The organism is Acinetobacter sp. YH12251, assembly GCF_013417465.1.
Lineage (GTDB): Bacteria > Pseudomonadota > Gammaproteobacteria > Pseudomonadales > Moraxellaceae > Acinetobacter > Acinetobacter amyesii.
In genome coordinates this window covers 1-15,773 of sequence record NZ_VPDZ01000014.1, presented here as the reverse complement: position 1 = coordinate 15,773, position 15,773 = coordinate 1, and the positions used below count along the sequence as shown (strand labels likewise).

The following is a 15,773-nucleotide window of genomic DNA, read 5'->3' as shown; positions in this document are numbered from 1 at the left end:
TGTGAAAATGAGTATCTTAAAAGCGGAAAATATTAGCCTGACCTATCCTGAACATGAGGTGGCTGTACTAAAAAATATCAATTTGGACGTGCCTGAATCGACTTTAACGGTTGTACTTGGCGAGTCTGGCTGCGGCAAAACGACGCTTTTAAATATTCTGGCGGGTTTTCAACCGGTGAGCGCTGGCCACGTCAAAATCGATGATGAAGTTCTAACTGGCCCAGATGCAAGACGTGCTGTGGTCTTCCAAGAACATGCCTTACTGCCTTGGCTCAATGTGTCAGATAACGTGGCATTTTCCTTGAAATTAAAAGGCTTAAAAAGTACGGAGATAAAGTCACAAGTTGCATCTATTTTAAATACCGTAGGGCTGTCGCATGTGGCAAATGCCAATATCTGGGAGCTTTCAAGCGGGATGAAACAGCGCGTTGGTATTGCACGTGCCTTGATTAGTCATGCCCCGTTTATTTTGCTGGATGAACCATTTGCATCACTCGATGCATTTACCCGCGAAAGCATGCAGGAGTTTGTGCTGAATTTATGGATTAAAGAGAAAAAAGGTTTCTTCCTCATTACCCATGATATTGAAGAGGCGCTTTTATTAAGCAAAAAATTGGTACTGATGACAGCGCGCCCGGGGACAATTGTTGAAACGCTCAAGCTGGATTTTGCTGAGCGCTATAGAAACGGTGAATCTATACGTGCGATTAAATCTGATCCGCAGTTTATTCAGCTGCGTGAAATGTTGTTTGAACGCTTAAAAGCGCAAAAATTACATGCGGTGGAGTCTTAATATGAATACACAAATTCAAAAATTAAATAAGGCTCATCTAAGCGAAAATCGTGCAGAAACAGCAGCATTAAACAAAAGTTCCTCTATTTCTATATTTAGAAAAAAATTACCACTTATTGTAAGCATCGGCAGCGTGCTGAGCTTGCTGGTGCTTTGGTTTGTCTTAACCACTTTGAAAATTATTCCTGAGCTGTTTTTACCAAGTCCAGCAGCGGTATGGCAGAAGTTTATTGAAGTCAGCCAGCAAGGTTTTATGAAAGCCACGCTTTGGCAGCATTTGGCTGAAAGTATTGGCCGTGTGTTTAGCGCACTCATTGCTGCCATTGTGATTGGTGTACCGTTAGGTTTATGGATGGGACTCAACAAATGGGTACGTGCTGTATTTGATCCACTAGTCGAGCTACTTCGTCCCATTCCACCGCTTGCGTATTTACCGTTATTGGTGATTTGGTTTGGTATTGGTGAAACCACCAAAGTGCTGCTGATTTTCTTTTCAATTTTGGCGCCAATTATTATTAGCAGTGCGCATGGTGTGATCAGCCATCAAAAAAACCGTGAACGTGTAGCATTATCTTTAGGCGCAACGCGCTTGCAGGTTTTGCAATATGTGATTTTACCTACAGCTTTGCCGCACATATTAACTGGTGTGCGTATTGGCTTGGGTGTGGGTTGGTCAACACTGGTGGCTGCAGAATTAGTTGCTGCTGATCGCGGTATTGGTTTTATGGTGCAGTCAGCTGCTCAGTTCTTAATTACAGATACTGTGATTCTTGGAATTATTGTGATCGCGATTGTCGCAGTAAGTTTTGAGTTATTTTTACGTTGGCTGCAAAAGCAGTTGGCGCCTTGGTATGGCCAACAGCTGTAAATAGATTTAGAGATTGAAGAAGATTTGATTATGTCATTGCAAGCAAAGCAAATTAATCCAAATATTGGCGCTGTTATTGAAGGTATCGATTTAAACCATGCTGATACACCGTTGCTGCTGGAAATAAAACAGGCACTATTGCAGCATCAAGTGATCTTTTTTAGAAAGCAGGCGCTTAGCCACAGTCGCAAGTGAGGTTGGCAAAAACCTTTGGTACTTTGCATATTCATCCGATTTACCCTGCGATGGAAGATGCTCCAGAAGTGATTGTACTGGATAGCCACAGACAAGATTTAAGAGACAATGATCTTTGGCATACCGATGTGACCTTTAGTCAGACACCGCCACTTGGTTGTGTGTTGCAAGCGATTAAAATTCCTGAGTTTGGCGGGGATACGCTGTGGGCCAGCGGTACAGCAGCTTTTAATGCGCTCAGTGAAGATTTAAAACAGCAACTACGCGGTTTAACAGCAACACATGATATTCGTAAGTCATTTCCATTAGAGCGCTTTGGCACAACAACAGCAGACCGCGAACGCCTTGTAAATAGTTTTCGTAAAAATCCGTCAGTGGTGCATCCGGTCATACGTACGCACCCAGAAACAGGCGCTGAAGTGTTGTTTGTGAATGAGGGTTTTACAACGCATATTAACGAACTGAGTGCACACGAGAGCGATAAGCTGCTGACATTCTTGTTTGAACATGCGGTGAAGGAGGAATTTCACATACGCTGGAAATGGCAAGAAGGTGATGTCGCTATTTGGGACAACCGCTGTACGCAGCACAAAGCGCTGTTTGACTATGGCGATGCGCACCGCATTATGCATCGTGCAACTGTGAATGGCTCGGTACCATTTTATAAAGCAGTCAGTTAATGCAATAAAAAGTCCTGAATAATCAGCAAAAGCCCAATGCCCATATTGGGCTTTTACTTTTTTGAAAGATAAATTTTTAGAAACAGCCCAAAAATATTCAGTTAATGCACAAGGATGATGCATCGTTCAAATGCACATAGGTTCAATAATAGAGCAAAAAGGTGTTAGCCCAAGAATTTACATGCAGCGCTATACAGTTAAAAGATCGGTATTACTATTTTTTAAAACCGTAATACTAAATTGGCATAGCCTTTGCTTTTCTACTTACATCATAAAGTGATCTAGGGTTCCGATACATGAAGTTTCATGTAGGTCTGCGACCGAGAGTTCACGGCTTAAGTTGCAAGCTCAAGCTACACGGAGGGATAAAAGCCCGGGAGGTAAACAGTTAAGAATTAGGCAGAGGCTGCAATGAGCACAACACATTATCATGATGATAAAGCACTATGGACTGAACTTTTACCGGGTGGGCACCACTGGTCAGCGCGTATTCAGCGAGGGGCAATATTACAGCTTAAATCGCTAGGGCAAAATGCCAATGTGTCGCTGTACTGTGTAAACAGTGAAGATAAGCTTGAACGCTACAACATGCCAGATAGTCTCAAAGGGCAACACACGGCGTATTTAAGTACAGGGCATATTTTGGCGTCGGATTTAGGCCGTGCCATGATTTCGATTGTGAAAGATGATCACGCTTGGAATGATGCTTTTTGTGCACCAAGTACCGCACAACAAATCGAACAACAATTTGGTTCAAAAACTTTCCAAGATGCCCGTAACGATATGTACCGCAACGGCAAAGATAGCTTATTGCTTGAAATGACCAAGTTTGGTTTATCTGCAACCGACTTAAGTTCAACACTTAATCTCTTCTCTAAGGTTGCGCCTGATGATACAGGTAACTTGTCTTATATCGACTCCGATAACACCGATCAAATTATTGAACTGCGCTTTGAAATGGATTGTTTGGTGTTTTTATCCAGTGCACCACATGGATTATCTCAAGCAGAAGAATATAACCCTGCTGATGTACAACTAAGTTTATTTAAGGCGTTGCCTTTGGCAGACACCGATGTTTGCCGTGATTCTTGCCCGCAAAATCAACGTGCTTTTCAAAATAATAAACGCTATTACGCTTTAACGGCTTGAGGGGAATGATTATGACTGCATTAGTAAATCCAACACAACATTCTGAAAAATCAGTGTTAAGCGAAGTATGTTCTGCCGGTGAAGCATGGATGTGCGAAGTCAAAAAAGGGCAGTATTTCCGTATCGTTGACCTCGAAGGCAATCAAGCAGTTGATACGCTATTTATCTCAAGCCATAACCCTGAAGAGCGCTATAGCGCAACGGATACCTTAGCCATTAACCAACAGATTTATTTAGAAAAAGGCACAGCGCTATACACTAACTTTGGCAATAAAATTGCCACCATTCATGATGATAACTGCGGTCGTCATGACACTTTAGGTGGTGCATGTTCATGTGAAAGCAACACCGTTCGTTATGCAAATGACAAATATCCAATGCACAGTTGCCGTAACAATTTCATGATTGCGTTATCTCAGCATCCTATTGCCAAAAAACATGGCTTAAATGTCCGCCATATTGGCCCAAACATTAACTTCTTTATGAATGTACCTGTGACTGCGGATGGTCATTTGAAATTTGATGACGGTATTTCTGCACCGGGTAAATATGTTGAAATTAAAGCTGAAATGGATCTCATTGTCTTCATTTCCAATTGTCCGCAACTGAATAACCCATGTAATGCCTATAACCCAACAAAAATTCAATTGATCATCCGTGACGGTGAGGAGTAATACCATGTTCAATAAAGTCCTCATTTCCAACCGTGGTGCAATCGCGTGTCGAGTGATCCGTACACTCAAAAAATTAGGCATTCAATCTGTTGCTGTGTATTCCGAAGCAGACCGTGATTCTTTGCATGTGACCTTGGCGGATGAAGCAGTATTTATTGGTGATAGTCCTGCCAGCCAAAGCTATTTAAATGTCGATAAAATTTTAGAAGTGGCCAAACAAACCGGTGCACAAGCGATCCATCCGGGTTATGGTTTCTTGTCTGAAAATGCTGAATTCTGTGACTTGTGTGAATCACAAGGCATCGCTTTTATTGGGCCAAATTCAGCACAAATGCGTGCCTTTGGTCTGAAACACACGGCACGTCAACTTGCGATTCAAGCCAAAGTACCGTTACTTCCAGGTAGTCAGTTATTGGCGGATGAGGCTGAAGCACTTCTTGAGGCTAATCGTATTGGCTATCCTGTGATGCTAAAAAGTACGGCCGGTGGCGGTGGGATCGGCATGCGCTTGGTATGGAACGAAGCTGAACTGAAAGATGCCTATGCAACCGTATCCTATTTAGCACATGCCAACTTTAAAGATGCAGGTTTGTACTTAGAAAAATTTGTGCAAAATGCCCGTCACATTGAAGTGCAAATTTTTGGTGATGGCCAAGGTCAAGTGATTGCACTGGGCGAGCGTGATTGTTCGGTACAGCGTCGTAACCAAAAAGTGATTGAGGAAACCCCAGCACCGCATATCAATGATGAGCAACGTGCCTATATTCAATCAGTTGCGATACAACTGATGCAGTCGGTGAATTACCGTTCTGCCGGTACGGTTGAATTCGTGATGGATACCGACACACAAGCATTCTATTTCTTGGAAGTGAATACCCGTCTACAAGTGGAACATGGTGTGACGGAGCAAGTCTTTGGTGTGGATTTGGTCGAGTGGATGGTGACATTGGCAAGCGGTGATTGGACTGCGCCAACTGAAGCATTAGTATCGAAAGGTCATTCGATACAAGTGCGTTTATACGCTGAAGACCCAATCAAAAACTTCCAACCTAGTGCAGGGCTTTTAACGCACGTTGAATTTGATGCCAATGCGCGTAATGAAACGTGGGTGGAAACGGGTTCAAATGTATCGTCATTCTATGACCCGATGATTGCGAAAATTATTGTAACTGCTGATGATCGTGACTCTGCAATTGCTGCAATGACAGAAACACTTGACAAAACATCGGTTGCAGGCATCGAAACTAATCTTGAATATCTACAAAATATTATCGACTGTGATGTATTTAAAGTCGGTACGCAAACCACACGATTCTTAAATACATTTGAGTGGAAAACCCAAAAAATTGAAGTGTTGCAATCAGGCATTCAAAGTTCTGTGCAAGATGTCACAGGTCGTTTGGGCTATTGGGATGTGGGTGTGCCACCATCAGGTGCCATTGATCCATTGTCCTTAAATGTTGCGAATCAATTGTTAGGTAATGCATTTAATACAGCAGGGCTTGAATGCACTTTGCAAGGACCAAGCTTAAAATTCCACTGTGATAGCCAAATTGTATTGGCGGGTGGTGATATGCCATCAACGCTTGATGGTGTGGCTGTGCCAATGTGGCAAACCTTGAATGTGCGTAAAGGACAGATTCTAAAATGTGGAAAAATCGCCACAGGTTGTCGTACCTATATCGGGATTAAAGGTGGTTTGAATGTACCTGAATATTTAGGCTCACAAGCGACTTTTACCTTAGGTCAGTTTGGCGGTCATGCAGGTCGTAACTTATTGATTGGTGATATGCTACCAATCTCGGCATTTACAAGTGATGAAGTGAAAAGCCTTGCGCCGGAACAAGTGCCGTCATTTAGCCATGAATGGGAAATTGCGGTGATGTATGGCCCACATGGTGCGCCTGATTTCTTTACCAAGAATGACATTGATACTTTCTTTGCCAATACTTTTGAGATTCACTTTAACTCAAGCCGTACCGGTATTCGTCTCATTGGTCCAAAACCTGAATGGGCGCGTGAGGATGGCGGTGAAGCCGGTCTGCATCCATCCAATATTCATGACAATGCTTATGCCATTGGTGCGATTGATTTCACCGGTGATATGCCGATTATTTTGGGTCCAGATGGTCCAAGTCTCGGTGGTTTCGTTTGTCCTGCGGTAGTGATCAATTCTGAGCAGTGGAAATTAGGTCAACTCAAAGCCGGCGACAAGGTGAAATTTATCCCCGTGAGCTACCACCAAGCCAAACTTTTAAATGAAAAATATCATGCGCAATTAGAAGCATCTGATACTCAGGTTGTGGCATTTGATGAGTCATTTTATCCTGAGTTATCTACCCTGAAAAATGCCGTGCTTGATAGCTTAAAAGGTGAAAATGGTGCGCCTGATGTGGTGTATCGTCCTGCGGGCAATAACTACATGTTGGTGGAATATGGTGAGTTGGTGCTTGATCTAAACTTACGCTTCCGTATTCATGCACTCATGCAATGGGTTCAAAAGCAAAATATCACAGGGATTATTGACCTGACACCGGGGATTCGTTCGCTACAAATCCATTTTGATTCGATCAAGCTCGATCAAATTGATTTACTGCGTTTATTACAAGTTGCTGAAGCTGAATTGCCTGATGTGACCGAGATGCAAGTCCCATCACGTACCGTATATCTGCCACTCGCTTGGGAGGATTCACAAACCCAGCTAGCGACAGAGCGTTATATGCAAACGGTACGTCCAGATGCACCATGGTGTCCTGACAATATTGAGTTTATCCGTCGTATTAATGGTTTAAAAGACAAACAAGCGGTCAAAGATGTGGTTTATGACGCGAGTTATTTGGTCATGGGTTTGGGCGATGTGTATTTAGGTGCACCTGTGGCAACACCACTTGATCCTCGCCAGCGTTTAGTGACGACTAAATACAACCCTGCACGGACATGGACACCTGAAAATGCTGTCGGTATTGGCGGTGCCTATATGTGCGTGTACGGTATGGAAGGTCCGGGTGGCTATCAGTTTGTGGGTCGTACCACGCAAATGTGGTCTCGTTACCGTCAAAACCCTGACTTTGAGCAAGGTATGCCGTGGTTACTCCGCTTCTTTGACCAAATTAAGTTTTATGAAGTTTCAGAAGCTGAACTGATGCAGATGCGTGAGGACTTCAAAGCGGGTCGCTTAAAACTGCGTGTAGAAGAAGGTGTACTGAACCTAAAAGAATACAACGAGTTCCTCACTGAAAATGCAGAATCAATCTCAGCATTTAAATCTGTCCAACAAGCCAATTTTGATGAAGAACGTCGTCGTTGGCATGAAGCAGGGCTTGCAGAGTATGTATCTGAAAGCCTAGATGCTGCGGTAGATGACAGTGATATTCAAATACCTGATGGCGGCTGTGCTGTGGAATCACACATGCCGGGCAGTATTTGGAAAATTGAATGCAAGTCAGGCGATATTGTGGAAGAAGGCGCAACGCTTGCGGTAATTGAAGCGATGAAGATTGAGATTCCAATTATTGCGCCTGAACGTATGAAGGTTTCTGAAATTATCATTGAAAAAGGGCAGACGGTGAAAACGGGGCAGGTATTGTTTACGTTGTCACCTGTGGCATAAGAAATCCTCCCTAACCCTCCTTTGAAAAAGGAGGCAATTTTAAGACCGTCCATAAGGGCGGTTTTTGATTAGTGCTTGCTTATAACGACAATTGTCGATATGATAAATTTAATACAGCCGCCACGCTTAGTTCTTCTTTGGAAGTCCGCGCAACCTTGGCGGTTTTTTATGCTTAAATATAATGAATTATGCTGAAAACCTATAATAAAAATCCACTATCTTATACGGAACAGGTAAATCACCTGAAAGCCAAGGGAATGATTATTCATAATCATGCTTGGGCTGAAACTGTACTTTCGAAATATGGTTATTATCGATTGAGTGCATATTGGCATCCATATCGAATTTATATCGATGGTCAAATTACCGATCATTTTAGGTCAGGAACTTATTTAGAAAAAATTGTTCAAATTTATGAGTTTGATACAGAATTAAGATTACATATTTTTAGTGCAATTGAAGTCATAGAAACGTTCTTACGTACAAAAATCACTTATTTTATGGCTCATCAATATGGTGCATTTGGCATATATTGTGAGGAAAATTTTCATCCAAAATTTAACCATAAGGTATTTATTAAAAATTGTGACAAAGAGGTTGAACGATCTAAAGATACGTTTATTCAGCATTTTGAACAGAATTATAAGGGCTATCCACACATTCCAATATGGATGCTGACCGAAGTTTTAAGCTTAGGTTCTTTATCATTTTTATATCATGGACTGGAAAATAACCAAAAATTAAATAAAGAAGATAAAAAAGCCATTTCACAGCATTTTAATATTCATCACGAGAAATTAGCCGATTGGCTACATATATTAACTTATGTGCGAAATGTATGTGCCCATCATGGGCGACTTTGGAATAGAGAGTTAGCCATTAAAGCGAAGTTGGATAAAGATGAAAATTGGCAGTCACCCATCACACCAACCAATAAACGCATTTTTTATGTATTGCTCATATTAAAAACGATGTTACGCCCAACAGGTTTTGACGCAGAGTGGTGTAGTCAAATGAATACTATACTCAAACCGATTTTAAGGGATGAAAATTGGCGTATGGCAATGGGTTTTCCAAATCATTGGGAAAACCATCCAATATGGAGTCTTTAATGAAATTTAATGAATACTCGATTATAAATAAAAACCTTCTTAGGCAGGTTTAGCCGTGATTGAAGCCATTAAAATTGAGATTGCGATTATTGCGCCTAATTTATGGTGGTTTTAGAAATTACAATTGAAAGTGGGCAAACGGTGAAAACAGGGCAGGTGTTGTTTACGTTAGCGCCTGTGGCTTGTTGTTAGCGAGTTAAATAAGATCGTCTGCATGGGCGGTTTCTGATTGAAAATAAATAATAAAATTGTTAGTGTGTCTAAAAATTATTTAGATAATTAAAAACTGTATGCAACAGAAAGAAGATTGTACTCAAAGGCATCTTTGTTGGAAAAAAATTGTTAGTCATATTGTGTCTTTATGGAAATGGATTTTTAGCCTTTATCCATTAGAAACCCCTAATCCTAATATAACAAAGCGCGACATGTTACATGATAGTATGCGTACAACAGCTAATTGTCGATTTAAAGCTTCAGAGCGTTTAAAATATTTAAATAACTTTTCATTATTCACTGCTACATATTTATCATTGGGATTAATCTTAATACCATTAATTCAAAATACTGATATAGCTTTGAATTTTCACGCGAAGGTTTTAAATTTAATGCAAGTTTTCTTGGCTGTAGCAGTACTTGTTTATTCGACTATAAATGCAACTGCAAGATACGATGCAAGAGCGATAGCATTAAATGACTGTGGTGACAGAGTAAAAAATCTAATTAGATCACTAAGAAATTTGCCTATGGATTGTGATGATTTTAGTGAAATACAAGATAAATATAAAGATGTTTTAAGAGACTCTGAAAATCATAGTCAACTAGATTATTTAAAAGTGATGTTAGAAAAGAAAGATGATTTTAATATTACGGGTTTGAAGAGACTATTCCTAAAAATTAAAGCATTGCTCTGGTTTTTTTTCCCTTTTCTTTTACCTAGTTTAATGATTCTAATAGAAACAGTTTTTATATTGGATATGGTAGGTGTTACGGAAGTTTTACCTCAATATTTAGGTGGAGTTCCAGCAAAAAAATGACTGCACATAAAGCTGGATTAGAAAACTTAATAGTATGCACAGAAGTTTTTTTCCAAAATCATTGGAATGGAAAAAAATTAGGTTTACCTCCTAGTTGGTCAGCAGTACACACAGACTTCCGAAAAATCCCTAATTACGATAAACAAGGGGTTTATGCTTTCGTACATGGTAATGAGATTACATATATTGGTGCTGGCACATCACGTGGTGGCGGTCTATATCGCGGCAATGGATTAAGTGCTAGAGTTATGAAATACTGTCGTTGGATTGATAAATCTAACAATATTTATGGTCCAATTGATGACAGATTAAAAGAAGCAGGAGCAATTGTGACTATCGGTTTTGAGCAAGAATATGCTTATATTGCTAATGCTTTAGAGGTATTTCTAATTTCAAGGCTTAAACCGAAATATAATGTTATTAAAACTGGTATGTAGTGATTTTGTAAAAGTCCTATTATTGGACATTTATTAAAGGTATTTAAATTAACATAACTAGCAGAAGAAACAAAAGTGAGAAAGCTGGAAAAATCACTTTAGACGATCTACAAGATCAAGTTCATAAAAACCACGCTTTAAAAATTTCTATTAATTATCCAAATGCTCTCTCAAAATGCGTCGTAACTCTAAAATGGCATCCGCAGATTCATGGATTGAATGTCCACCATAGAAAATCTTTTCAGACACCGCGCCATCTAAATGAGAACTTGTATAGGGAACAATGCCATCCGACATTTTGCTCGGTTCAGTACTTTGCGTCTGATTCCCCATAATAGAATGATAGGGAATATCTTTATTTGGCATGATGTCGGCAGACAACAGCATAAAACGTGATTTTTGACTTAAATCTGCTGGCCCAGACTTAATCAGGCCCATCGTTGAATTTTTTGCATTCGGGATTTCAACATTGACATCATTTAAAAAACTTAAAGGCAATACCACGATTTTTTTCGCCAAATTGGTAAACCAGCGGTCTGCATAGTCTGTACCATGATGCGGTGCGGCAATGAAAATTGCACGACTAACTGGCTTCAATGCTTTAAAGACAAAACGATCGCGGATAATTGGATGACGTTGTAACTGTGTATTTTGTTCATAGTTCATGAGTGGAATAGCTTGAGCGGAAATATCTGCATCACTAACCAATAAACGACTAATGATGCCGCCCATACTATGCCCGATAATGACAGCATCCTGAGCCGATGGCGTATTGGGCTGAACAGTTGCAAATGCCTGTTTGAGTAAAGCATTGATTTGAAAACGACTCTCAAATATTGGCATATTGGTTGAGTAAAACACTTGCCAAACTTGGTAATGATCACGTAGTTTTTGATCACCCATGATGTTATTGGTCAAACCAATCCACGTTTCAGGACTGCTGGCTAATCCGTGAACCATGACAATAATCTTTTTATTAGGTTGATACGGCTCTAACATAAACACATGTGGCATGCGCAAATGTTCTTCCTTATTCAGGAGTGTCCAATAGCCAGATTGTCCTAATTTATTTTCGGCTAACCAAAGACCATAAGGCACAGAATAATTGGCCGTTAGCGTGTAGGACTGAGATTCAATTTTTGCCTTTTTAAATTGATAGGGATTAAATAATTCAACATTAAAGTCTGATTGCGGCGACAAAATTTCACTAATGCTGCTATTGGTCTTGGCAGGCTCGGCGATCGCACTGACAGATAAATACCGTGCAGTATGGATATTCGGGTTGGGTTTATTTGAATAATATTGTTCAGGGTCTAGTACAAAAGGCTGGGCAGCAGACAGATCCGTGGCTTTTTTGACTAAGACAAATTCAGAACCAATTCCTTCCTGACGGTTAATGGTTTTTAAGCCTGAAAAATTAAAATTATAGCTCGACAGTAATTTATCAATGTCCGCATTTTTGATTTCAGGATAATGCTCATAGTTAAAATGATAAAGCGATGAACCCAGTATTAAACTTTCAGGCATTTGCTGATAGTCAAAACGGGTAAATGATGAGGTAATTAAACGTGATAAAGCCACATTATAAAAGGTGCGGACTTGTCCCTGACGCAAATCAAATAAGCGTTCCTCTGGGGCTTGAGCGGATTTAAATAGATAGACATAGCTGTAGCGCAGACTGAAATCAAAGTCTGCAAGCTGTTGATCCATACACATTTTTATTTTACTTGATGCGAGTTTTCCGCTGTGTTGTTTTAAGCTTTTTTTGCATTGTGGATTTTGATCGGCGCTTAAAGCACGTGCCATGTACAGCTCACTTGCTGCTGCATAGACTTGAGCAATATCTAAAGTTTCATTATTACGCATTTTGTGAATACAGCTTTCAAGCGCATTTAAACAAGATTGGTCGCTTTCATTCACCATTAACAGGATTTGATGGCTAAATGTACTGAGCTTCTGATGGGTTAATATGCTATCTGTTTTATTATTTAGTGACGCACTGAGTTGATTTTCTTGTAATTTGACCAATTGGCATCCACTGAGCAAACTCAGGCTGATGATACACATAAAACGAGTGGGTAAATGCGTGAAAGGCATCATTGGAAAGGTCACAGGCATCTATTTTTTGTTATTTTAACCTTTATAAAATAGTAAAAATAGGGCAGGTGTTACAGCGCTCAATCCAAGAAAATTACTACGTATACATCCTTTCTATAAGCTAATGTACGAATGCTGTAATACAGAAAAGTTGATCTGAGGTTCAAACAATATCACGTATTAAATTTAATCTAATTGTGCTGCTGGTTTTTTAAGGTCATGTTGAGCAGTTTGTGGTGAATGAATCGTAATTTATCCAATACTGGATTCGACAGCGTAAACGGATATGCATCATCTAAGCCCATGCTGCGGTTCAATGCATTTAAATTAAAGGTCAAGGTCATCCAGTGTTGCAGTAGTAGGTCAAAATCCTGAGCGCCAATCGGGTTTTCTTTTAATTCTAAATTATTCAAATCCGACTTATTGGTTTTGACCACTAATCCTGCATAGTAGGCTGTTTCTAGGGTGTCCATCATATGCAAATAATGCGCCCATGTTTCCGCCCAATCTTCCCAAGGATGCGTACTGGCATATGAACTGACATAGTAATCCGCCCAATTTTGTGGCGCACCGTCATTATAATGTCGTTTCAAAGCTTCACTATAATCTTGTCGTTCATCACCAAATAGTTCCCGAAATTCATCAATCAGCTCTGGGTGTAAATGTTTGATCAAATCAAAATAATAATGACCGCTTTCATGTCTAAAATGACCTAGAAGTGTACGGTAGTTTTCACCCATTTTTATACGCGTTGTTTCGCGGTAAATCACATCTGCTTCACTGGCATTTAAGGTAATAATGCCATTGGCATGACCGGTCATGACAGGTGTATTTTCTGTTGGCATGAGAAAATCAAAACGCAGCCCAAAACGGTCATCTTGACTGCGTTTAGGACGCGGCATGGTATTCAGTTGCTGCATTAAATACAAAAAACGCCGTTTGGCATGTTCCAATCGCGCCCAATACACAATATGGTCTGGGTTATCTAAGTTGGGAATGGTATGCGTGAGCAGGCAAGACTCGCAGTAAATTTCTTCACTGTCGGCAGGCACCATCCAGTTACATACCCGATGATGCTGATAATTATGACAAGGTTTAAAGCGTTTTCCCTTTATTTCAGGATTTAACGCAAGCCATAACGTACTGCTGTGCTTTTCAAAACAGCCCATTTGCTTTTCAGAGGCAATATAACCCAGCGCAGTCTGACAATTGACACAGTGTGAATTGGCAAAAAAGATTTGGTTAGTACATACCGCGCAGCTGAAATACTTCATAGGCGTTGAGTGATGAATAGAATGGTCAATCAGTATAAATGATGTTCAATGTTGATGAAATAAATTGCACTTCGAGTTTGTTGCTGGTCTGTCAATGTTCTCGGTTAAGAAGACCAATAAGCTTTAGAAATAGCCCGTCAGAAAATCACCCATCGCAGCAATAGTGCAAATGGGTCAGTAGGAGTGCATTAATTGCACAAATGATGAACAATAAAATCTAAAAGAAAGTTAAAAGAACAAAATAATTGATCATTTTTTGTATTTCTCACTTGGCACAGATTCTGCATTTCTATCGATATTACGAAATAAATATTTTGTATTACTCAAACAGGAGATGCATATGAACCGCCATCAATCTGCAACATTTCTGCATCAATTAAAGCAATTTTTTATTGAGCTACTGAGCGCCCGTGCGGGTTTCTATATTCAGCAAAAAAAATAAGGAAAAACAGTGCCTAAACAAAAGCTGGCGCGTATCAGTATTACCGTGCCTGAAAAAACAGTCGATGCTTTGGATCAAAAAATTGTCGATCAGCATTATGAAAGCCGTTCTCAGGCCATTGTCGACATGATCAATAAGCATCTGATTGCCGATCAGGAGCTGCGCAATGAAGTGATGGTCGGCACGTTTACCTTACTTTATGACGCAAGTAGTACGGCGCTACGTATTCAGCTTTTAGATTTACAGCAGCAGTTTTTAGAACAAGTGGTGAGTTCGCTGCATATTCAACTCGATGACCACAAAATTTTAGAAGTCATGATTCTGCAAGGCGTCAGTTCAGAGCTCAAAGTTATCAGTCAGCATTTTTCAGCACTTAAGGGTGTGATTAAAGGACATTTGGAGTTGATGGACGCTGTAATGCCGCCAATTCCGCAAAATGCAAAGGATTAAGGAGTTTTAAAATGGGCCAATTATATCGATCACAAGGTCAGTTTAAAGATCAAATCACAAACCAAAAGCAAGCACATGCTAATGCAGCCAACCATAGACCAAATCGTGCAAAGCGTAATGCTCAATCTGTCAGTAATCCGAATACACCATCGTTTTTGAACACCAATACCAAATTTAACTGTAATGCCATCGGGGAAATCGCACTATGATCAAAAAATCCTGCTTATCTGCATCCGTTTTGACTGCTATCTTACTAGTTGGTTGTGACAATACAGCAAAAACTCCAGAACCAAATGCTCAGGCAGAAGGCACAGTCAATACAAAAGCCATCACGATCGGCTATAGCGACTGGCCTGGTTTTGTCGCATGGCAAGTTGCTATTGAAAAAGGCTGGTTGAAAGAAGCCGGTGTCAATGTAGACTTTAAATGGTTTGATTATTCAGCTTCACTATCTGCATTTGCTGCAAATCAGTTGGATGCCGTTTTGGTCACCAATGGGGACAACTTAGTCACGGGTTCTGGCGGCACGAAAGGCGTTATGATTATGGCGACGGACTATTCTGCGGGGAATGATGTCATCATTGCTAAAGATGGCATCAATAGTTTAACTGATTTAAAAGGAAAAAGTGTCGCGACAGAAAAAGGCTTGGTTGATCATTTGCTTTTGACGACGGCGTTAGATGATGCAAAAATTCAAGCTTCTGAAGTAAAGTTGGTCAACACCATGACCAACGAGCTGCCACAAGTATTTGCAAGTCCTGATATTGCAGCGATTGCCGTGTGGCAACCAGTCGCAAATCAAGCGCTGAAAGCTGTTGCTGGCTCTAAAATTATTTCTCTGTACACGACAAAAATAGATAACTCATTGAAATAATGTCACAATAATTGTTTTCTAACGACGAATACTATGACACATCTCAATGAGTTATATCTTATCTTAAACAAATCTCTAAAATGG

General features: G+C 40.2%; 12 protein-coding genes, 3 pseudogenes and 1 riboswitch. Of the genes and pseudogenes, 13 read left to right on the top strand and 2 right to left on the bottom strand.

The annotated features are described in order from the left end of the window. The first annotated feature begins 7 nt into the window (after positions 1–7). From FTV27_RS12595 to FTV27_RS12550, 10 genes and pseudogenes are all read left to right on the top strand, one after another. Entirely contained in the window at positions 8–793 is a 786-nt protein-coding gene (locus FTV27_RS12595; RefSeq protein ID WP_180078848.1) for a taurine ABC transporter ATP-binding protein, read from the top strand. Next, entirely contained in the window at positions 777–1,661 is an 885-nt protein-coding gene (tauC, locus tag FTV27_RS12590) for a taurine ABC transporter permease TauC (RefSeq protein ID WP_373687156.1), read from the top strand. The genes FTV27_RS12595 and tauC overlap by 17 nt, the downstream gene beginning before the upstream one ends. Before the next feature lie 30 nt (positions 1,662–1,691). Next, positions 1,692–2,536: pseudogene (tauD, locus tag FTV27_RS12585) on the top strand (taurine dioxygenase). 270 nt (positions 2,537–2,806) lie between these two features. Beyond that, positions 2,807–2,918: riboswitch (guanidine-I (ykkC/yxkD leader) on the top strand. Between the two features lie 29 nt (positions 2,919–2,947). After that, positions 2,948–3,685, top strand: coding sequence for an urea amidolyase associated protein UAAP1 (locus FTV27_RS12580; RefSeq protein ID WP_180078844.1), 738 nt, complete (start codon positions 2,948–2,950; stop codon positions 3,683–3,685). A gap of 11 nt (positions 3,686–3,696) precedes the next feature. Further along, the gene (locus FTV27_RS12575; protein WP_180078842.1) at positions 3,697–4,359 is read left to right on the top strand and encodes an urea amidolyase associated protein UAAP2; all 663 of its coding nucleotides are present in this window, start codon (positions 3,697–3,699) and stop codon (positions 4,357–4,359) included. 4 nt (positions 4,360–4,363) lie between these two features. Continuing rightward, positions 4,364–7,969, top strand: a complete 3,606-nt coding sequence (gene uca / locus FTV27_RS12570; protein WP_180078840.1) for an urea carboxylase — start codon at positions 4,364–4,366, stop codon at positions 7,967–7,969. Positions 7,970–8,157: 188 nt separating this feature from the next. Continuing rightward, positions 8,158–9,081 (top strand): Abi family protein, encoded by a 924-nt coding sequence (locus tag FTV27_RS12565; protein ID WP_180078838.1) that lies wholly within the window; start codon positions 8,158–8,160, stop codon positions 9,079–9,081. Positions 9,082–9,124: 43 nt separating this feature from the next. Continuing rightward, positions 9,125–9,273: pseudogene (locus FTV27_RS17355) on the top strand (biotin/lipoyl-containing protein); the annotation flags it as partial. Between the two features lie 98 nt (positions 9,274–9,371). Then, positions 9,372–10,115, top strand: coding sequence for an SLATT domain-containing protein (locus tag FTV27_RS12555; RefSeq protein ID WP_180078834.1), 744 nt, complete (start codon positions 9,372–9,374; stop codon positions 10,113–10,115). Then, positions 10,112–10,552 carry a GIY-YIG nuclease family protein gene (locus FTV27_RS12550; protein ID WP_180078832.1) on the top strand — a complete coding sequence of 147 codons (441 nt, stop codon included), beginning with the start codon at positions 10,112–10,114 and terminating at the stop codon, positions 10,550–10,552. Before FTV27_RS12555 ends, FTV27_RS12550 begins: the two co-directional genes overlap by 4 nt. Before the next feature lie 150 nt (positions 10,553–10,702). Here the strand turns inward: FTV27_RS12550 and FTV27_RS12545 are convergent, their stop codons facing one another. Together FTV27_RS12545 and FTV27_RS12540 are read right to left on the bottom strand one after the other, a co-directional pair. Further along, entirely contained in the window at positions 10,703–12,652 is a 1,950-nt protein-coding gene (locus FTV27_RS12545) for a triacylglycerol lipase (protein ID WP_180078830.1), read from the bottom strand. Between the two features lie 188 nt (positions 12,653–12,840). Then, positions 12,841–13,923, bottom strand: coding sequence for a putative zinc-binding metallopeptidase (locus FTV27_RS12540; RefSeq protein ID WP_180078828.1), 1,083 nt, complete (start codon positions 13,921–13,923; stop codon positions 12,841–12,843). Between the two features lie 451 nt (positions 13,924–14,374). Between FTV27_RS12540 and FTV27_RS12535 the strand changes: the two genes are divergently transcribed. The 3 genes and pseudogenes from FTV27_RS12535 to FTV27_RS12525 all read left to right on the top strand — a co-directional run. Continuing rightward, on the top strand, positions 14,375–14,815 hold the full coding sequence (locus FTV27_RS12535; RefSeq protein WP_180078826.1) for a ribbon-helix-helix protein, CopG family: 441 nt from the start codon (positions 14,375–14,377) through the stop codon (positions 14,813–14,815). An 11-nt stretch (positions 14,816–14,826) separates the two neighbouring features. Beyond that, entirely contained in the window at positions 14,827–15,024 is a 198-nt protein-coding gene (locus FTV27_RS12530; protein ID WP_180078824.1) for a hypothetical protein, read from the top strand. After that, positions 15,021–15,668: pseudogene (locus FTV27_RS12525) on the top strand (ABC transporter substrate-binding protein); the annotation flags it as partial. The gene FTV27_RS12530 and the pseudogene FTV27_RS12525, both read left to right, overlap by 4 nt. Positions 15,669–15,773: the final 105 nt, after the last annotated feature.

Bases quoted from the DNA above. Each gene is read 5' to 3' on its own strand.
- FTV27_RS12545 (WP_180078830.1), bottom strand. From the start codon at position 12,652: ATGATGCCTTTCACGCATTTACCCACTCGTTTTATGTGTATCATCAGC.
- FTV27_RS12555 (WP_180078834.1), top strand. From the start codon at position 9,372: ATGCAACAGAAAGAAGATTGTACTCAAAGGCATCTTTGTTGGAAAAAA.
- FTV27_RS12565 (WP_180078838.1), top strand. From the start codon at position 8,158: ATGCTGAAAACCTATAATAAAAATCCACTATCTTATACGGAACAGGTA.
- FTV27_RS12530 (WP_180078824.1), top strand. From the start codon at position 14,827: ATGGGCCAATTATATCGATCACAAGGTCAGTTTAAAGATCAAATCACA.
- FTV27_RS12550 (WP_180078832.1), top strand. From the start codon at position 10,112: ATGACTGCACATAAAGCTGGATTAGAAAACTTAATAGTATGCACAGAA.
- FTV27_RS12595 (WP_180078848.1), top strand. From the start codon at position 8: ATGAGTATCTTAAAAGCGGAAAATATTAGCCTGACCTATCCTGAACAT.
- FTV27_RS12540 (WP_180078828.1), bottom strand. From the start codon at position 13,923: ATGAAGTATTTCAGCTGCGCGGTATGTACTAACCAAATCTTTTTTGCC.
- uca (WP_180078840.1), top strand. From the start codon at position 4,364: ATGTTCAATAAAGTCCTCATTTCCAACCGTGGTGCAATCGCGTGTCGA.
- FTV27_RS12575 (WP_180078842.1), top strand. From the start codon at position 3,697: ATGACTGCATTAGTAAATCCAACACAACATTCTGAAAAATCAGTGTTA.
- FTV27_RS12580 (WP_180078844.1), top strand. From the start codon at position 2,948: ATGAGCACAACACATTATCATGATGATAAAGCACTATGGACTGAACTT.
- tauC (WP_373687156.1), top strand. From the start codon at position 777: ATGCGGTGGAGTCTTAATATGAATACACAAATTCAAAAATTAAATAAG.